The organism is Collinsella sp. AF31-11, assembly GCF_003475605.1.
Taxonomy (GTDB): Bacteria; Actinomycetota; Coriobacteriia; order Coriobacteriales; family Coriobacteriaceae; genus Collinsella.
In genome coordinates this window covers 33,496-51,021 of the sequence record NZ_QRQS01000003.1, presented here as the reverse complement: position 1 = coordinate 51,021, position 17,526 = coordinate 33,496, and the positions used below count along the sequence as shown (strand labels likewise).

The window sequence follows — 17,526 nt, the reverse complement described above, 5'->3', positions numbered from 1 at the left end:
CTCCGGCGCCTTTGCCTTTACAATGGGGGCATGGAACAGATTATCTTGAACATACTCGAGGCCCTGCGCCGCGGCGATACCGTGGACGACAAGGCGCTCGTCAAACTGATACATGCCGAGGCGCGCCGCGAGGGTGCCGACAAACGTGACCTGGCCAAGCGCCGTCTGCTGCCGTTTTACCAGCGGGTAAAACGTGAGGAGCCGGCTCGTTGGGCTGGGTGGAACATCGATGCCGAGCTGGAACGCCAGCTGCTGCAGGTGTTGCGTATGAAGCCGCGCCGCACGGCTTCGGGCGTGGCGACCATTACCGTCATCACCAAGCCGTGGCCGTGCTCGGGCGATTGCCTGTTTTGCCCCAACGACCTGCGCATGCCCAAAAGCTATCTGCACGCCGAGCCGGCGTGCGCCCGTGCGGAGCAAAACTGCTTTGATCCGTATCTGCAGGTGAGCGCTCGTCTGACCGCGCTTTCGCAAATGGGGCATGCGACCGACAAGATCGAGCTCATCGTACTTGGCGGTACTTGGAGCGACTATCCGCAAGGGTATCAAACATGGTTTGTGTCGGAGCTTTTCCGTGCGCTCAATGACGATGCCGTGGCCGGCGTGGCAGCCAACCCCATGTTGGCGCGTCCGGGCATCAGCCGTGCCGAGGCGGGGCGCCTGCTCGATGACGCTCCCGCCGATGCCCTGCCGCCGGTGGTGGCGGTGCGTCGCGAGCGCTATAGGACTGCCGGCATTGCGACCGATGAGGCTGAGCTTGCCGCCGGTGTTGCCGGCGAGCAAGGGCGTGTGGATGCTGCCGTGGGTGGCTATAACCGCGCGGTGCGAAAGCTCTATGGCCCCGGCACGCCGTGGGGCCGGGTTGCCGAGTGGCAGACGGCAACGATGGAGGAGCTTGAGCGGCAGCAGCGCATCAACGAGACGGCGAAGCATCGCGTGGTGGGACTCGTTATCGAGACGCGCCCTGATGCCGTGACGTCGCAGGCGCTCACGCTCATCCGCCGCCTGGGCTGCACCAAGATTCAGGTGGGCATCCAGAGCCTCGACCAGCATCTGCTCGATATCAACGAGCGCCGCATTGCTGTGGCGCAGATTGAGCGAGCGTTTTCGCTCGCGCGCCTCTTTGGCTTTAAGATCCATGCGCATTTTATGCTCAACTTGCTGGGCGCCACGCCCGTGGGGGACAAGCGCGACTACGAGCGCTTTATGACCGAGGGCGCCTTTATGCCCGACGAGGTCAAGGTCTACCCGTGTGCGCTCATTGAGGGCTCGCGTTTGGTGGGATGCTACGAGCGTGGCGAGTGGCGCCCCTATACCGAGGACGAGCTGCTCGATGTGTTGGCCGATGACATCGTGGTGACGCCGGCGTTCTGCCGCATTAGCCGTATGATTCGCGACTTTAGTTCCGACGACATTATGGTGGGCAACAAGAAGCCCAACCTTCGCCAGCTGGTCGAGAATCGCCTGGCGGCGCAGGGCAAGGGCGCCAAGGTGCGCGAGATTCGCTATCGCGAGATCAGCACGGCGGGCGCCGACCTGGGCGAGTTGACCCTTAACGAGGAGGTGGCGTACGAGACGCCGGTGACGCATGAGCGCTTTTTGCAGTGGGTAACGCCGCAGGGCAAGATCGCGGGCTTTTTGCGCTTGTCGCTGCCCGACCGCGCATTTGTTGCCGCGCATGCGGACGAGTTGCCGACGACGCCGGACGAGGCGATGATTCGTGAGGTACACGTGTATGGTATGGCCGCGCGCGTGGGCGATCAAGGCCAGGCGGCTCAGCATCATGGATTGGGGCGCTCGCTGGTGGAGCGCGCGTGCGAAATTGCTCGGGATGCGGGCTATGCGCGCATCAACGTGATTAGCGCGATTGGCACGCGTGAGTACTATCGCCATTTGGGTTTTTATGATCATGGACTCTATCTGCAAAAGGAGCTCTAGATGAACAAGCCGAGTGTTTCTGCCGGTGTCGTTGCCGGCGTTGCCCTGGGAGCCGCGGCGCTCGGTGCGGCCGCCGTTGCTGTTCGCGCTGCCTGTCTGCAGGTCGCGAGGACCCGCAATGGGCTGGCGCGCGTGAAGCGCGTGCACGATGAGAACGGCGACGAAGTCCGCGTGTTGGTGCAAGGCGGCGTGTACCAAAGCGCGACCTATGTTGGCGAGCGTTGGGCAGAGCCCGTCTTTGTGTACTATCGTGCGTTTGACGATGTGTTTGAGGCCGAGGATGCCATGCGCGATGCTTGTAGTCATGGCATCGACCGCATGCTTATGCTGGGCGGCGGCGGGTTTGCCTATCCCAAGTTTGCGCTGATGTCGCACGAGAACTTGCGCATGGACGTCATTGAGTACGACGCCGAGATTACGCGTCTAGCACGTCGTTGGTTCTATCTGGACGAGCTGGAGCGCACGGTGGGAGACCGCTTGCGGGTGATTACCGCCGAGGCTCGCTCGTATCTGGGCGTGACGAGCGTGGGGCATCGTCGCTACGATGTCGTCGTGAGCGATTGCTTTGGCGGTGCCGAACCCGTGCGCGAGCTGGCGACGATTGAGGCGCTGCGTTTGGTGCGGGGCAGCCTGAACCCCGGCGGTATCTATGCTGCCAATATCGTGAGTGCAAACGAGGGGAGCGATGTGACGTTCCTGCGCGATTGCGTTGCCACGGCGCTCGAGGTGTTTGCGCATGTTTGGGTGGTTCCCTGCGGCGACGCGGAATTTGGCGGCGAAGAGAACTACCTGCTCATTGCCAGCGACGGTGACTACACCTTTGCCGAAGCCGTGCCCTTCGATGCCGACTTCTTCGGCACGGCCCTCCGCGACTAGCCTATTCGGGGCGGGCCTCTTTCGACCAGTCTTTTTGGGCTTTTTAGCTACCCCGGCAGGTAACGCGAACGGTTTGGCTGATTAACGGCAGGGATAGCTAAAAGAGCCCCGTCCCAAATTAGCTGGTCCAGCTGCGGATGCGCTGCTTCATGCCCTCGATATCGAGTACGCCTTCGGCAAAGCCCTTGCGCACGAGTTCCTCAGGAACAAATTCGTCGTAACGATCAAAGTAAGGCACCTCGCCGGGATAGACGAGCTCAATGGGATCGAAGTCCTTCTCGGCCTCGGCGGCGAGCACCTCAAAGAACGTCTCCTCGTCGGCCTTCATCTTAAACTGCATATAGTACGGTCGCGACGGGTCGAGTCCGCGAAGGCCCAGCTCAGCGGCACATTTAATCTTGAGCATGCGCTCGAGCGCCAAAAAGGCGTAGCTGCCCAGCCAGGGGAAGAGCACCCAGGTATCGCCGCCCAGGTTGATGAGCGGCTTGGTTCCTGCGCCCGAAATCTCGGCCGTATGACGAGCCTGCGCCAAGCGGGCTCTCGCGTTACCCATGAGGTACGGATATGCCGCGTGCTCGTTAAGCGCTTTGCGCATACGCTCGAGTACGTGTGTATTAATGTCGCCGGGGCAGTCGCCAAAGTAGGCCGGCACGCGACCTTTGACCTGTGTGGCAAAGACGGTATGACGCTTCCAGTCCACTTCCTCGACAATCCAGCAGTGTCCGGCGATGGCGATGCGCTCACCGGGCGGTGGCGGATTGACGATCGTGCCCAATTCGGCCGACTCGCTGCGAACGGTGAACTCCTCGTTTTCCTGAAACACGGCGTAGAACTTAAAGTTGTTAATGATGCGCTCGCCTGCGAGACCCACGATGAGCCCGCCGCCCTCGGTGATCTGAATATGGTCGATGGTAATGAGGTGACGGAGCAAGACGCGATAGTCATCGGCCGAGATGCGGTGAAAATAGCTGAGCGTGAGCACACGCTGGGCAAGTTCTGCCGGCGTGAGCTCACCGGTGCTGGCAAGTGTCGACATGGTCTGGTGATAGAGCAGACTATAGGGGAGTCGATCGAGCTCGGGTGGCTCGACCCACTTTTCCTCACGATAGAGTTGTACGAGCGCGATGCCCTGCAGGAGCTTCCACGGAATGGTCTCGGGCATCATCGTGCGCGGCTCGGGCTCTTCCTCGCGCATGACAAACCACATCTCGGGTGGAAGATCGCGGCGTCCTGTGCGGCCCATGCGCTGCAAAAAGGAGCTGACGGTAAACGGTGCATCGATCTGGAACGCGCGCTCCAGACGACCGATATCGATGCCGAGCTCCAGTGTGGAAGTGGTGACGGTTGTCTGTGCCTGCTCCTCGTCACGCATCAGCTCCTCGGCGGTCTCGCGCAGCGATGCCGAAAGATTGCCGTGGTGGATGAGAAAGCGGTCGGGCTCGTGTCGGCTCTCGCAGTAGCTGCGCAGCATGGAGCATACGGCCTCTGCCTCCTCGCGCGAGTTGGCAAAGACCAGGCACTTGCGGCCGCGCGTATGTTCAAAGATGTAGCCCATGCCGGGGTCGGCGTTTTCGGGCGCGGTGTCGGTGGGGTTGAGAAGCGCCTGCTCGGTCGCCCGCGGGATATCGACTTCGCCCTCGGGGGCCGAGGAAGTGCGACGATCCCTAGAGGTAACCTTGCCCCGTGCCTGTTCGCGACGCTGACGGCGCTCCTCCTGCGTGAGCTGTCCGCTGTGACGTCTGTCTTGGGTGCCGGCGGGCAGTGCCGTGGACGTTGCCGCCTCGATGCGCTCGCACGCAAGCACCTCGGCCTCTTGGGGACCAGCACTCTCGAATCCTCGCTGCTGCGCCTGGGGGCCCGAGTTGTAGAAGTGCTCCATGGAGATGCGCCACACGCGACGCGGTTCCTCAAAACGGGGGATAACGCAGCTGCGTCCCGTTCCCTGCGAGAGAAAGGCGCCCGTGCGCTCGGGGTCGCCGATGGTAGCCGAAAGGCCAATGCGTCGGGGCTGCACACCTGCCATGCGCGAGAGGCGCTCGATAAGGCAGAGCGTCTGCCCGCCGCGGTCGCCACGCATAAGCGAGTGAACCTCGTCGATGACCACATAGCGCAGGTCGCAAAACATGCGCGGGATCGCCATGTGCTTATGGATCAGGAGCGCCTCGAGCGATTCGGGCGTAATCTGCAAGATGCCGCTCGGCTTTTTAATGAGCTTTGCCTTGTGCGACTGCGAGACGTCGCCATGCCAGTGCCAGACGGGGATATCGGCCTCTTCGCAGAGGTCGTTGAGGCGGACGAACTGATCATTGATGAGTGCTTTGAGGGGACCAATGTAGAGGGCGCCTACGCTTGTGGGCGGGTTTTCCCAAAACTCGGTCAGGATGGGAAAGAAGGCCGCCTCGGTTTTGCCGGACGCTGTGGATGCCGTCAGGAGCACGTTGTCTTGCGTGTTAAAGATGGCGTCTGCTGCTGCAACCTGGATAGAGCGTAAGCTCTCCCAATCGTGGGAGTAGATGAAGTCCTGGATAAACGGGGCGTAGCGGTCAAAGGCGTTCACGGGGCCTCCTTTCAACAACGGGTTATCAAACGCAACGGGCAATGGGTCGTCGAATTGCAATATCGGCATTTGCCGAGATAAAACCTACCAAAATAAACCTGTCCCTTTTTGGCAGGTTAGATGGTGAACTCGGCGAAGTTGCGGTCGCCGCCTGCGGTGCCGGTGTTGTCTGTTGCGGCTGTCGGCGCCAGCGCGTCGCCACCGACGCTTTGCAGCAACTCGGCTACGCTAGCATAGGGGTTCTGACACAGGATATCGAGCAACTCGATAAAGTCACGAATGACTTCACGCGGCGTCAGGTGCGTATCGGCTCCCACGCGACCGAACTCAATCTTGAGGAAGTCCACCAGGTCGTTCTCGGTAAGCGTGGGCGTCCAGCCAAAGTAGCCGGCATGGATCTGCATGAGTTTTTCGATGAGCACCAGCAGCTCCTCATAGGTGAGTGGCTGCAGGCGGATGATGGGCGCGAGCATGTCCTTAAGGTCCTCGCGTGCAAAGCGGCCCTGGGCGAGTCGGCTGCGTAGGGCCTCGTAGGAAAACACGCCGCGGCGGCGGTCCTCGATGGAGGTCGGCGTGCCACCCATGATCATGCCCAGGTACTGCGCCTTGCCCTGAAGTGTGTCGTTGTACATGGTCAGGATTTTCTCGTAGTTGTACTGGCGCGTGATGGCGTTGGGAATCTTATACAGATTCACGAGCTCGTCAATGAGCACCAGCATGCCTTTGTAGCCGCTGCAAACCAAAAAACGCGCGATGAGCTTGACGTAGTCGTACCAGTCGTCATCGCTGATGATGGTTGAGGAGCCCAGCTCGGCGCGAGCCTCGCTCTTGGTGCGGTATTCGCCGCGGATCCATTTGGTCACGCGGCTCATGGCCTCTTCGTCGCCCTCGGATACGGCCGCGCGATAGCGGCGAAGCATGCGGGTGAAGTCGAAGCCGTGGACCATCTCCTCGAGCGGGGCTAGTTGGGCATTGACGACCGACTCGTCGACGTCGGCACACGAGGCGACCCAACGATCCAGGATAAGGTTGAGCGCACCGCCCTCGGGGCGCGTTTTAGTCGATATATTGCGGATGAGCTCGCGGTAGGTGGCAAGGCCCTGTCCCTGACCGCCCTGGAGACGGCGCTCAGGGGATAGATCGGCATCGGCGACGACGAACCCCTCGCCCATGGCGTGCGTGCGGATGGTTTGGAGTAAAAAGCTCTTGCCGGCGCCGTAGCGACCGACCAGAAAGCGGAAGCTCGCGCCACCGTCGGCGATGAGGCTCAGATCGGTGAGCAGGGCGCGGATCTCGACCTCGCGTCCTACGGTGATGTAGGGAAGGCCGATGCGCGGGACCACGCCGCCCTTGAGCGAGTTGAGAATGACGGCGGCGACGCGCTTGGGCACGCGGGGTGCTGCGGATGCGGTATCACTCATGGTCTAGGTATCCTCTCACGTCTGCTTCGTAGTCCTCAATAATCTGCGGTCCTGCCGCGCTAAATTCAATTACGGTGTCGCCCACCAGATCAAAGAGCGCCTCGTTGATGGTATCGACGAGCATGTCCTCGCTCTGCTCCGATTGCGCTACCGCCGATTCCGCCTGTACTGCATTGTGCTCGAGCAGCGCGCGGAGATAGGCGTCTGCAGCAGGCGCGAGTTCGTTCGTGGCGTCAACGGGCGCAGCGGCTGTAAACGCGGGCGTCGGCACAAGAAGCGGCGCCACAACACCAAACTGTTCGGTGGAAATGGTTGGCTCGTCGGCCTCGTCCTGCCGAATGGGTGCCGCGACCGCCTCGACCGTCGCGTCTGCCACGGGCTCGGCTTTCGACCGTTCGGAGCCTGCCGTATCGACCTCTGCGATCATTCCGTCCTCGCGCTCCTCGTCGATCAAAAGCGCCTCGCGCGTTTGCGCGGCGGCGCTCCGAATGTGCCCCAGCTGACTCAGATCGATATCGATCTTGACGGGCTGGTGTGCGGCGTCCCACGAAAGCCATGCCACAATCTCGTCATCGATAATCTTGGCCAGATATTTGGGGACCTTTTCTTCCTTAAGGGGATGGGCGGGGTCAAGCGCCAGGCGCAGGTGTTGGTCGCAGGCGCGCATCATTTCACCGAGCTTGCTGCTCTTTTGCCTACTACCGTGGATACGCATGCATTCCCAAAAGCCGTTTTGGCAACGGTAGATATGGATAGGATCTAGGCGATATTCGCAGTCCTCGTGGCGCTCGGGCGCAAAGAATACGGCCGAGGCAAACATGGTGTAGGGCATGGCCGTCTCCTCCCCAAATAAACTCGCCACGATGCCGGTCTTTCGGTGCGTGTCATAGTAGCGCACCATGCGGACATACACGGCGCACGCCACGTGGCGCAGATCGCGGTGGTGGCTGCGGTCGAGCCGCGAGTTACTTAGGTTATACGTGGAGAGGGCATTGATAGCGGCCATGAGTCGCTCCTCGCGCACCTCATCGGGCGGAAGGGGGAGCGTGGGCTCGGAGGTTTTGCGACGCTTGGGGGGCTGGCCGGACGGTGCCGGTGCTGGTACAAGGTCTCGTGCCGCTCGCCGCAGCTCGATAAGGGCGTTATCGAACATGACGGTTTTAGAGTCACGAAGCAGCTTGGGGTCGAGCCTGTGGAACACGGCGTAGTCCTGCAGCCACACGCGCGCAAACCGGTCGATGCCGGGCTCGAAGGCGCGATAGACATCCCAAAAAGCCTTGATCTTGTTAAAACCATCGAGCGGGTCATCTACGCCAATGCCGCAAATCAACTCATAGAGATACAGAAAGGCAAACGAGGTCGATGTCTCCTCAATATTCCCGCGGCGCACTTGGGCACGCCAGGTAAAGTAGCCGCGCAGCTGCCGGTCGCTCATGGCGTTGTAGGTGGGAAAGTACGACTTAAAGGTGCCGTTGTAGGGACAGTCGTCCTCAAAGTCGGCCATCAGCAGGCCTTGGCGGTAGAAAAGCTCGGCTTCCGAAAGCCAACGGCCCGCCCCGCCCTTTGGGTCTTCTTGCCAACGCGATATCTCACGCATCTTGCGGTATTGGTCGGGGAGGAAGTTCTGCATCTGTCGGCCGGTCTTGAGAATCGGCTCGTCTGCGTAGATTTCGTTTGAGAAGCGGGCGGACTGATGGGTCCGGGCCTCGGCCATAATGCGCTCGATGAGCATCTTGATGTCCTGGTCGGCCACCGCTCCTCCTCTCGAACACAGCTACGGTGACCTCATATCATAGCACAGCATCAAACAGATGTTCGAGATACCGCTGCGTAGATAGATTTAGAACAGGAGGGCGTAGATGACGGCGATGATGACGGAGGGAAGCATATTGGCAGTGCGGAAGGTCTGAGGACGGATGAGGTTGACGCCGACGCAGAAGATGAGCATGGAGCCTACGAGCGAAAGGCTGTCGAGGGCTGCCGTGGTCATGATGGGGGAGAGTGCACCGGCAAACAGCGTGATCGTCCCCTGGAACACGGCGACGGGCAGGGCGGAAAAGATGCAGCCGCGGCCAAGTGAGGCCGTCATGGTGCAGACGATGATGCAGTCCAGTGCGCCTTTGAGGGCAAGCGTTGACCAGTCGCCGAGCAGGCCGTCCTGGATCGATCCCACAATGGCCATGGCGCCGATACACACGGTGAGTGAAGTCGAGACAAAAGCGTTGGTGAACTCGTTATCGCCCTCGCTGCCGGTTTTGCGCTTGAGCCATTCGCCAAGGTTCTCAATGGCGGCCTCCAAGTTGACGGCCTCGCCGATGAGCGAGCCGAGGGCGAACGAGACAATGAGCATGGTGGTACCAGTGGTCGCCAGCGCCTTCCCATCGATAAGGAGCATCTTTTGCATGGTGCCGCCAAGGCCGATAAACAGGACGCACAGCCCCGACGCTTTCATGAGCGTGTCTTGGATACGCGGTGTGATAAAGCGACCGCCCGCTAATCCCAAAAGACCGCCCGCAACTAAAAGGACAACGTTGATGATTGTTCCCAAGCCCGGCATGAGCCCTCCTGTATTGATGCCAACGTGGCAATCGTAGCAGAATGGAATGTGAGGCACATCGCGACTCATCTAATACGTTATATAAGTGGTATTAGGAATGATGCGCAGTATTTAAGCCTCAGGTGGTTGTCGGGACATAGGGATAGTAGTCAAAGCGCAGTGTCATAAGCCGCTGTGGGGATTCAATAGCCGCGGCGATGATATTGGCATCGCGGGCACGATCAAACCCTTCGAGTTCGATCTGATACGAGACGTCTTGCATAATGTCCAGACGTCGCCAGGCTAGGAGTGTGTCGCCATCGAATTCCAAGGTCTTGCCTCCGTCTGGGGCAACGGCGTATAGGCGCAGTTTAGCGGTGGTTGCAGGGTCGACAACCGTGACCTTTTTAATTTCGTTTCGAGTATTCTTGGCGCCCAACAAGGTGAGCAGTGTTGGGGCCACGACCTCGCCCGATGGCAAAAAGACGACTTCGATGGATTCAGGAAATGCGATGATGGCCGACTTGCGGACGGGCTGATTGGCGGCGGCAACTTCGATGTTCGCAGCGTCGATGACCTCCGTGTGGTCGAGCGCGGCAAGCACGCAGCAGTTACCTTCATCGATCTCTTGAGGATCAGCAAGCCCCAGACTGTCCGCGAGCTCGGGATCGTTTTGATCGGTAGCGGGCTCATTCGGTGCTTCGAAAGAAGCTGGGACGCTGTTTGTCGGCGACGGCGTGTCGCCCGCACCCGCTTCCTTGTCCGCGCTCTCTTCTTGTATGGTTGCGTTGATGGGTTCGTCGTTTGAGGAGAGCGTCTTGGCGTCAAGCGCGGAGGGGAGAATTCCGATGGCTCCGGATCCGTTCCACTCCATTTCGAGAAGCGCCGGGTCGGCAAGAATGCGTTGCCTGCTTTGCGCGTGGGCATCGATTTCAATAGGGCCTGCTTCTATCCCTCGTGTAAGGCTGAGTGATCCGGCTGGCTTCTCGAAATGAGCATCTGTGTCTTTGGTGCTGACGGCGTAGAACAGCAGGGACGCTTCTCCCGCCGCGATGGCATCGGTGCCGGCTTTGGTCAGCCGCAACGATGCCGTGAATGAGAGGGTGGGCTGCGTGTCGTCTGCATTCGCGGCGGCGCAGCCCAGACATATACCGCCTCCTTTCTCGAAAAACGCACCGTCGAAGGCGACCTTCGCTCCGTTCGCCGAGTCATCGACCGAAGCGATGTCGATGCGCAGCTCTAAATTGCATGGATCGCCATCTGCATCGAGCACAACCGAGCGCCACGTGCAGACGGCGCACCCCGCCTGGGAGCCGTTTGCCTTGTTCGAACGATTGATATCCACGACTATCGAGCCGTCCGTATTACGGCGAAGGCATCCCGAGGTTGAGATTGCAGCCTGTGCGAACGAAAAACGCTTGCACGCAATGGCGCTCGACGGATTTGGTGCGGAGCTTAGGGCTGCCGGTAAGAAGTCCGCCATGACGGGAGTCGCCCAGGCGGCGACAGGCGTTCCGGTTGCGAGCGCGCCGCAGAGTGCGACGACGGGCAAAAGGTTCTTCGATGCCATGGGGTCTCCTTAGCTAATTTAGTGCGGCCTGTCCGTGTTTTGTTTCTGGCTGCGTTTGATGTGCAGACCGAGGCCGACGGTCCCCGCGCCTGCTGCTGTGGCGCCTGCTGCCAAGAGCCATCGTCTGTCGCCTGTCTGCGCCAACGGTTCCTCGCGGTCGCCACGGTCGAGCTCCGAGAGGTCGACCGTCACTTGCGTGGCGGCCTGTGCCTGTTCTTGCTGGGCAAAGGCCATGGCTGGCTCAAATGCTAGGATGCTGACGGCGGCGGCCAGGGCGACGGCCTTATGCCGTGTGCGCACCGGGCTCGACCGTCCAGGTGATCGTTGCAACCTGATCGCCTTCGCCGGTTACGCGGAAGATGTCGCGCGTGACGCGGGCGACGTTTCCGCTTGTCTTGAGCTTAATTTTGTCCGTGCCACCGGCAATGCCCTGGTAACCCATGTCGAAGGCTGCATTCTTGGAAAGATCGAGGCCCGTCTCCTGCATTGCGGTGCTAGCGTTCTGGAGTGCGCCGTCGGGGCCGACCTTAAAGTCGATGGAGTTCTGCGCGGTTCCGGCCTTGGCGTCGGCGGCAATGGTCCAGGTGTTCATGGCGTCGATCTTCATGTTGGTGACATGGATGCCGTAGGCCGAATGATTGTCGATGGTGGTCGCGTCTTCTGAGGGGCCCTGAAGCGTGCCGTCGGGCTTGGCGACGAAGGGAATAACCGTCGGAACTTTGAACTCAACGTTGTCGATCTCGGTCCTGACCATTACCTTCGTGGTTCCAACGCGCCCGGCTGCCATAGCTGGCGTCGGGGCGGCGCCCATTGCGAGCGCGAGCGCGAGCCCTGCGCCCACGACGAGCGCTCTGGCTCCGTTCATGTTCCTGGTGATGTCCATGGTCGTTCCTTTCTATTCGCCGCGGGCCGTCCCCGCGATGATTGGACAAATGCCGGTGAATTGCGTGCGGTGCCGCGTCGGCCGGAAAGCTAGTTCTCGGCTTGCTCAACCCGTACCTTGACACGTGTCGGATTGCCGTGGCTGTCGAGGGTCTTTGCATCGAGTGCCTGGATCTCGATGTATGCTTCGCCTTCTTTGATGTTGCCGGCGGGGCATGTCTCGATTGTCTTGCCGGTCTCGACCACACCGGATTCGTACATGGTCTCGTCGTTTTGGATGACGCGGAATCGCTGGGGAAATTTATTGTCTTGGACGTTTTGCACGTTGATGCGCAGCTTGCCGTTCTCCTGCAGCTGAGCGACCGGCGCGACCGAGATCGTCATCATGTTGTCGCGGACGATGGCATCGAGCTCATCTTGGATTTCTTGGCGCGATTTACCCTCTGCCGTCGTGACTGAGGCACCCGCTTCGGGCACGGGTTGCGACTGCCAAGCGTATAGCCCTACGGCGATGAGGGCGCAGACGATAGCCAGGCAGACAACGACGAGTTTCTTGCGACGTCCCAGTCCTGCGAGGCGGGGCGGCTTCTTCGCACTCATGCGGCATCCTTGGTGGTGTAGACACGTGCGAATGTGGACGGGTCCGCTCCAAAGAGCATGTGAAGCATCAGGCGGCGCGAGTAGATGAGCTCGTCGAAGTCGTGAGGGAGCTCGATGTCGTGGATACGCGCGATGTGGTGGGCGAGCGCCGAGAACGACTCGGGGTCGCAGATAACATCGGTGGTGACATGGTAGACCGCCGTATCGGGGAACGCCTCTTCGTCGAAAGGCAGGAGATAGGGATCGTCGTCGACCTCGATGGCGACGCCGTACTGGGGCCAGTAATATGCCATGGGAACCTCCCTGCTCTTGGGCCAAAACTTCTATCGGTTTTGGCTGTCGACGCCGACCCTATCAGTCGCAACTTGACCAATTTCTGACCAAATGCTTGACGGATTGGTGTCTCCGCAGGTAAAAGGCAGCAAAAATTACTTCAACTTTTTTCGAGCGACAATCGAGCGATCGGCGACGGCGTGGCCATATGTGTTAAAAGCATCGTCTGTCGAGGAAGACTTGCCGTTCGCCGAATTGCACGAACGTAAAAAACGCCAATTATGGAGACGGTCTCGAACACGTCGACGAAACGATGCGGTAACATCTCCCTGCAAACACTGTAGTTAGCTAAAGGGGGAGTTCGCGTGTCTGCAACCATCAAACTCTTCACCGACGAGTTCGAAGAGTATGGCCGCGATGAGTCTCGCACATCGGGCGAGGCCTCAAGCATCTCGTTTCCGACAACGGAGAACGAGGTCCGCGCCATTTTGAAAAAGCTCCATGCCGAGCGTGTCCCGGTGACGGTTCAGGGCGCCCGGACCGGTCTTGCCGCCGGCGCTGTGCCTCATGGCGGTCACATTCTCAATACTTCCCGCATGAATCGCTACTTGTGCCTTCGCCGCGATGAACAAGGCCGCTTTCTGCTGCGCGTGGAGCCGGGCGTTGTGCTTTCGGAACTGCGCAAGCAGCTGGGCAAGAAGGTACTGCCGGCCGATGGCTGGGACCAGGCATCGCTTAAGGCCTACGATGAGTTTCAAGAGGCCCGCGAGCAGTTCTTTCCCACCGATCCCACCGAGGCATCTGCCTGTCTGGGCGGCATGGCGGCATGCAACGCCTCCGGCGCCCGCAGCTACGCTTACGGCCCCATGCGCCCGCATATCACGGGACTCCACGTCGCGCTGGCTGATGGCGATTTGCTTGAGCTTCAGCGCGGCGAGGCTTTTGCCCAGGGCCGCCACCTGTCGCTCGTGACGGCAGAGGGCCACACACTCGAGCTCGATCTTCCTGGCTACACCATGCCCAAGACCAAAAATGCCTCGGGTTATTTTGTTGCGGACGATATGGACGCCATCGACCTCTTTATCGGCGCTTGCGGCACGCTCGGCGTTATCACCGAGCTCGAGATTGCCCTGCAAGCGGCACCTGCGGTCGTTTGGGGTGTGAGCTGCTTTTTCGATAGCGAAGACAAGGCCGTGTCCTTTACCGATTCCGTGCGCCCTGTCCTGTCCCATGCGGTTGCCATCGAGTACTTCGATGCTAGCGCCCTGGATATTCTGCGTCGCCAGCGCGAGCAGTCGACGGCGTTTGCCTCGCTGCCGGTGCTCGACAAAGAGGCCAAGGTCTGTGTCTACGTGGAGCTCGACTGCGATGACGAGGCCCAGGCGACCGAGGAGCTGTACCACCTGGGGTGGGTGCTGGAGCTTGCGGGCGGCCGCGACGATGCGACATGGGTCGCGCGCACCGAGGTTGATCGCGAGTGCCAGCGGTTCTTCCGCCATGCGGTCCCCGAGAGCGTCAACATGCTTATCGACGAGCGCCGCCGCATGGATCCTACCATCACCAAGCTGGGCTCGGACATGTCGGTGCCCAATGCACGCTTGGCCGATGTCATCGCTCTTTATCGTCGCACGTTGGCCGAAAGTGGGCTTGAATCTGCCGCCTGGGGTCACATCGGTAACAACCATCTGCATGTGAACATCCTGCCGCGCGATGCGCAAGACTACCGTCGCGGTGGAGAACTCTTTGCCCAGTGGGCTTCCGAGGTCACGGCCATGGGCGGTGCCGTTTCTGCCGAGCACGGCGTCGGCAAGATCAAGGCGGGCTTCTTGGAGACGATGTACGGCCACGAGGCCATGGTCGAGTCGGCGCGTCTCAAACTCCAGCTCGATCCTGCCGGCCAGCTGGGTCGCGGCAACCTGTTTGCGGAGAAGTTCTTGGATGGACTCGTCCAGAAGGGGGGCGCGTGAAGATGAGTGATTTCCATATGGTGGTGTGCGTCAAGGCGGTGCCCGGAAGCACCGAGGTCAAGATGGACCCCAAAACCAATACTATCGTGCGTGATGGCAAGCAGGCGGTCATTAACCCGTTCGATGCAAGCGCTCTGGAATGCGCGCTGGCGCTGAAGGACGACTTTATCGGCTTTGGCATGGACGTGCGTGTGACGGTGGTGTCGATGGGCATCCCCGCGACCGAATCGCTGCTGCGCGACTGCATCGCCCGCGGTGCCGACGACGCGCTGCTGCTGACCGACCGAGCCTTTGCGGGTGCCGATACCCTAGCCACCACCTATGCCCTCAAATGCGGTATCGAGGCACTCGATGAGGACTTTGACCTGCTCATCTGCGGCAAGATGGCAGTGGACGGCGATACGGCCCAGATCGGCCCCGAGCTGGCCGGCGCCTTTGAGATCCCCTGCGTGACCGACGTGAGCTGTGTGCAGAGCGCGGGATTTACGACGTGTGGCTCGCTGGCGCTCGTCCACGGCTGCGATGCCGGCGAGGAGACGGTGTACCTGGAGATGCCGTGTGCGATGACGACCGCCAAGGAGATTGGCCAGCTGCGCATGCCGAGTATTGCCGGTATTCGCGCGGCCGAGGATGCAGACGTGCGCGTGGCTAGCGCTGCCGACGTAAACGCCGATCCCTCGCGTTGCGGCCTTGCCGGATCACCGACGCAGGTCGTGCGTTCGTTTGTGCCCGACCGTGACCAAACGTGCGAGGCCGTTGAGGGAACGGCGTCCGAGCAGGCGGTAAAACTTGCCAAGATTATCGAGGAGATGGCATAGATGAGCGGACTGATAATCGATAGCGAGGCCTGCGTTGGCTGTGGCCGCTGCGTTCGCGCCTGCGCCTCGGGTGGCATTGTGGTGGAGGGCGAGCGCCCCAACCGTTGCGCCCGCGTAACCGACGGCTGCATCCTGTGCGGCGGGTGCGTCGACGCCTGCCCCGTCAGCGCTATCTCGATTGAGCGCGACGAGGCCGCTGGCGCGGTGGACCTTGATGCATATCGAGACATTTGGGTCTTCGTGCAGACTGACGAACACGACGCCGTGGCTCCTGTGGCCTACGAGCTCATGGGTAAGGGCCGCGAGCTTGCCGATGCTCGCGGCTGCCGTCTGGTCGCACTGGTCGGTATGGGCCCCGAGGGTTCTCTCGGTGACCTGGAGCATCTGGTTTACGCCGGTGCAGACGAGGTCCTGGTCTGTCGCGACGAGCGTCTGCGCCAGAACGACGCGGAGGTTTACGCCCGCCTGATCTGCGATTTGGTGGCAGAGCGCAAGCCCGAGGCCATTCTGTACGGTGCGACCGCCTTTGGCCGCGAGCTGGCGCCTGGCGTTGCCGTGCGTTTGCAGACGGGCCTTACGGCCGACTGCACCGTGCTTTCGATGGATGCGGAGACGGGCTTGCTGCAGCAGACGCGCCCGGCGTTTGGCGGCAACTTGATGGCCACCATCATTTGCCCCAACCACCGTCCGCAGATGGCAACGGTGCGCCCCGGCATCTTTAAGGCTCCCGACTTCGACTACGGCCGTTCCGGCACGATTGCCCAGGTGATGCTTGCGGAGGACGTTAAGGCCCGTGTCGAGATCTCGATTCCCGCCGAGGAGTGGGGACAGCAGGCCTCAATTGCCGATGCCGAGCGTCTGGTCGTGGTGGGCCGCGGCATTGGCTCCAAGAAAAACCTACCGCTGATGCGAAAGCTTGCCGAGGCTCTGGGTGCCGAGCTTGGCTGCACGCGCCCCGTGGTGGAGGCCGGCTGGCTGGAGTATCGCCATCAAATTGGCCAGACGGGTGTATCGGTCTCGCCCAAGCTCCTCGTGAGCATCGGTGTCTCGGGTGCTATCCAGCATCTCGCCGGCATCGGTGGGGCGGAGTGCATTATCGCCATCAATGAGGACCCGGATGCCCCCATCTTTGGCGCCGCCCAGTACAAGGTTGTTGGAAACGCCGTCGAGGTCGTTGAGGAGTTGCTGGCTCAGCTCGAGTGCTAAGCGCTTGCCAGCCAGCGGCGCAGCTCGTCCTTAAGGCGGCTCCAGGTTGCCTGCGTGGTGGGGTCGATAAAGGGTCGCGTAATGCCAAAGGGCGCGTCGAGCAGGCGATAGATATCGCCTTGCTCGCGCGCCAGCGCACGGCTTGTCGGATAGACGAGCTCAAACATAAAGCAGATGAGTCCCACCAGGTAGTCTGCGGGCTCGTTGCGTTCATCGCGTGCGACGCAGCGGTGCTCGACAAAGGCGGCAAGCGTCGGTGCCGAGAAGCGACTGGCTACAAACGCGTCCTCATCCACTTTGAGGATAGTGTCGACGGTGCTGTCGGCGATGGTGCGCATAATGTCGATCTTGTCGCCATCGCGCACGATATCGCAGAAGCTCCGCGTGCGCTCGTCGAGCTGCGCGGGTAGACGGAAATCACTGTGATAGGCAATGCTCGCTCGGATGAGCTCATCTTCTGCCGGGTCATCGATAAAGTCGCGGATGCTCGTTACGGCGGGTGCATCGGCGGGATTCTCGCCAAAGAGGACCTCGATGCCCAGCGCTGCATGGCTCATGCTCTCGGCGTCCTTAAAGGTGTCCCAGCGTCGCAGCTGTTCAAAACGACCCATATCGTGCAGCAGTCCGCACAGCCACGCCAGGTCAATGTCCTGCGGTGACCAACCCTGTTTACGTGCCACGGCATCGCATGCCTCGGCAACATGGTACGTATGCTCGATTTTGAGTGCGATACGTGGATTGGCGGCATCGTAGGCATCGGTATAGGTCTTAAAGGCCGCAGCTGCCCGCACACGATCGATAGCTGTCATAATGACTTCCTAAAAAGTTGTGTCTTTCTGTATATTTCGATCCGGTGGCAATTGTAGGTGATGTCGGTTGCTG

At 60.7% G+C, this 17,526-nt stretch carries 15 protein-coding genes; 6 read left to right on the top strand and 9 right to left on the bottom strand.

Going from position 1 to position 17,526, the window contains the following annotated elements:
- Positions 1-30 precede the first annotated feature (30 nt).
- On the top strand, positions 31-1,938 hold the full coding sequence (locus tag DWZ22_RS02255; RefSeq protein WP_118345704.1) for an elongator complex protein 3: 1,908 nt from the start codon (positions 31-33) through the stop codon (positions 1,936-1,938).
- Positions 1,939-2,814 carry a spermidine synthase gene (locus DWZ22_RS02250; protein WP_117807967.1) on the top strand — a complete coding sequence of 292 codons (876 nt, stop codon included), beginning with the start codon at positions 1,939-1,941 and terminating at the stop codon, positions 2,812-2,814.
- 118 nt (positions 2,815-2,932) lie between these two features.
- On the opposite strand, the gene DWZ22_RS02245 is transcribed toward DWZ22_RS02250, so the two are convergent.
- The 5 genes from DWZ22_RS02245 to DWZ22_RS02225 all read right to left on the bottom strand — a co-directional run bounded on the left by DWZ22_RS02245 (position 2,933) and on the right by DWZ22_RS02225 (position 10,898).
- Entirely contained in the window at positions 2,933-5,371 is a 2,439-nt protein-coding gene (locus DWZ22_RS02245) for a DEAD/DEAH box helicase (RefSeq protein ID WP_117794340.1), read from the bottom strand.
- Positions 5,372-5,487: 116 nt separating this feature from the next.
- Complete coding sequence (locus DWZ22_RS02240; RefSeq protein ID WP_117743407.1) at positions 5,488-6,792, bottom strand: ATP-binding protein; 1,305 nt, start codon at positions 6,790-6,792, stop codon at positions 5,488-5,490.
- A complete protein-coding gene (locus DWZ22_RS02235) occupies positions 6,785-8,545 on the bottom strand; it encodes a TerB N-terminal domain-containing protein (RefSeq protein WP_233546426.1) in 1,761 nt (586 codons plus the stop codon). The genes DWZ22_RS02240 and DWZ22_RS02235 overlap by 8 nt, the downstream gene beginning before the upstream one ends.
- Before the next feature lie 87 nt (positions 8,546-8,632).
- Positions 8,633-9,349 carry a DUF554 domain-containing protein gene (locus tag DWZ22_RS02230; RefSeq protein ID WP_199407129.1) on the bottom strand — a complete coding sequence of 239 codons (717 nt, stop codon included), beginning with the start codon at positions 9,347-9,349 and terminating at the stop codon, positions 8,633-8,635.
- 118 nt (positions 9,350-9,467) lie between these two features.
- On the bottom strand, positions 9,468-10,898 hold the full coding sequence (locus tag DWZ22_RS02225) for a hypothetical protein (protein WP_117794339.1): 1,431 nt from the start codon (positions 10,896-10,898) through the stop codon (positions 9,468-9,470).
- Between the two features lie 39 nt (positions 10,899-10,937).
- Here DWZ22_RS02225 and DWZ22_RS10115 point away from each other — a divergent pair, with 39 nt between their 5' ends.
- Positions 10,938-11,150, top strand: a complete 213-nt coding sequence (locus DWZ22_RS10115) for a hypothetical protein (RefSeq protein WP_147352251.1) — start codon at positions 10,938-10,940, stop codon at positions 11,148-11,150.
- Between the two features lie 31 nt (positions 11,151-11,181).
- Here DWZ22_RS10115 and DWZ22_RS02215 read toward each other — a convergent pair whose 3' ends face one another.
- From DWZ22_RS02215 to DWZ22_RS02205, 3 genes are all read right to left on the bottom strand, one after another.
- Positions 11,182-11,781: a hypothetical protein gene (locus tag DWZ22_RS02215; RefSeq protein WP_117734519.1), complete on the bottom strand. Its 600-nt coding sequence runs from the start codon at positions 11,779-11,781 to the stop codon at positions 11,182-11,184.
- Between the two features lie 89 nt (positions 11,782-11,870).
- Positions 11,871-12,380 carry a hypothetical protein gene (locus tag DWZ22_RS02210; protein ID WP_117734518.1) on the bottom strand — a complete coding sequence of 170 codons (510 nt, stop codon included), beginning with the start codon at positions 12,378-12,380 and terminating at the stop codon, positions 11,871-11,873.
- Positions 12,377-12,673 carry a hypothetical protein gene (locus tag DWZ22_RS02205; protein ID WP_089573322.1) on the bottom strand — a complete coding sequence of 99 codons (297 nt, stop codon included), beginning with the start codon at positions 12,671-12,673 and terminating at the stop codon, positions 12,377-12,379. Before DWZ22_RS02205 ends, DWZ22_RS02210 begins: the two co-directional genes overlap by 4 nt.
- A 345-nt stretch (positions 12,674-13,018) precedes the next feature.
- Between DWZ22_RS02205 and DWZ22_RS02200 the strand changes: the two genes are divergently transcribed.
- The 3 genes from DWZ22_RS02200 to DWZ22_RS02190 are packed head-to-tail and all read left to right on the top strand — an operon-like array spanning position 13,019 to position 16,644.
- Positions 13,019-14,620: an FAD-binding oxidoreductase gene (locus DWZ22_RS02200; protein WP_233546425.1), complete on the top strand. Its 1,602-nt coding sequence runs from the start codon at positions 13,019-13,021 to the stop codon at positions 14,618-14,620.
- Positions 14,621-14,622: 2 nt separating this feature from the next.
- Positions 14,623-15,438, top strand: a complete 816-nt coding sequence (locus DWZ22_RS02195) for an electron transfer flavoprotein subunit beta/FixA family protein (protein WP_117794384.1) — start codon at positions 14,623-14,625, stop codon at positions 15,436-15,438.
- Positions 15,439-16,644 (top strand): electron transfer flavoprotein subunit alpha, encoded by a 1,206-nt coding sequence (locus tag DWZ22_RS02190; RefSeq protein WP_117763716.1) that lies wholly within the window; start codon positions 15,439-15,441, stop codon positions 16,642-16,644.
- On the opposite strand, the gene DWZ22_RS02185 is transcribed toward DWZ22_RS02190, so the two are convergent.
- Entirely contained in the window at positions 16,641-17,453 is an 813-nt protein-coding gene (locus DWZ22_RS02185) for an HD domain-containing protein (RefSeq protein ID WP_118405316.1), read from the bottom strand. The genes DWZ22_RS02190 and DWZ22_RS02185 overlap by 4 nt on opposite strands.
- Positions 17,454-17,526: the final 73 nt, after the last annotated feature.

Excerpts from the sequence above, each read along its gene's own strand:
- DWZ22_RS02190 (WP_117763716.1), top strand. The coding sequence starts at position 15,439 with ATGAGCGGACTGATAATCGATAGCGAGGCCTGCGTTGGCTGTGGCCGC.
- DWZ22_RS02240 (WP_117743407.1), bottom strand. The coding sequence starts at position 6,792 with ATGAGTGATACCGCATCCGCAGCACCCCGCGTGCCCAAGCGCGTCGCC.
- DWZ22_RS02250 (WP_117807967.1), top strand. The coding sequence starts at position 1,939 with ATGAACAAGCCGAGTGTTTCTGCCGGTGTCGTTGCCGGCGTTGCCCTG.
- DWZ22_RS02195 (WP_117794384.1), top strand. The coding sequence starts at position 14,623 with ATGAGTGATTTCCATATGGTGGTGTGCGTCAAGGCGGTGCCCGGAAGC.
- DWZ22_RS02185 (WP_118405316.1), bottom strand. The coding sequence starts at position 17,453 with ATGACAGCTATCGATCGTGTGCGGGCAGCTGCGGCCTTTAAGACCTAT.
- DWZ22_RS02230 (WP_199407129.1), bottom strand. The coding sequence starts at position 9,349 with ATGCCGGGCTTGGGAACAATCATCAACGTTGTCCTTTTAGTTGCGGGC.
- DWZ22_RS02255 (WP_118345704.1), top strand. The coding sequence starts at position 31 with ATGGAACAGATTATCTTGAACATACTCGAGGCCCTGCGCCGCGGCGAT.
- DWZ22_RS02215 (WP_117734519.1), bottom strand. The coding sequence starts at position 11,781 with ATGGACATCACCAGGAACATGAACGGAGCCAGAGCGCTCGTCGTGGGC.
- DWZ22_RS02205 (WP_089573322.1), bottom strand. The coding sequence starts at position 12,673 with ATGGCATATTACTGGCCCCAGTACGGCGTCGCCATCGAGGTCGACGAC.
- DWZ22_RS02225 (WP_117794339.1), bottom strand. The coding sequence starts at position 10,898 with ATGGCATCGAAGAACCTTTTGCCCGTCGTCGCACTCTGCGGCGCGCTC.
- DWZ22_RS02210 (WP_117734518.1), bottom strand. The coding sequence starts at position 12,380 with ATGAGTGCGAAGAAGCCGCCCCGCCTCGCAGGACTGGGACGTCGCAAG.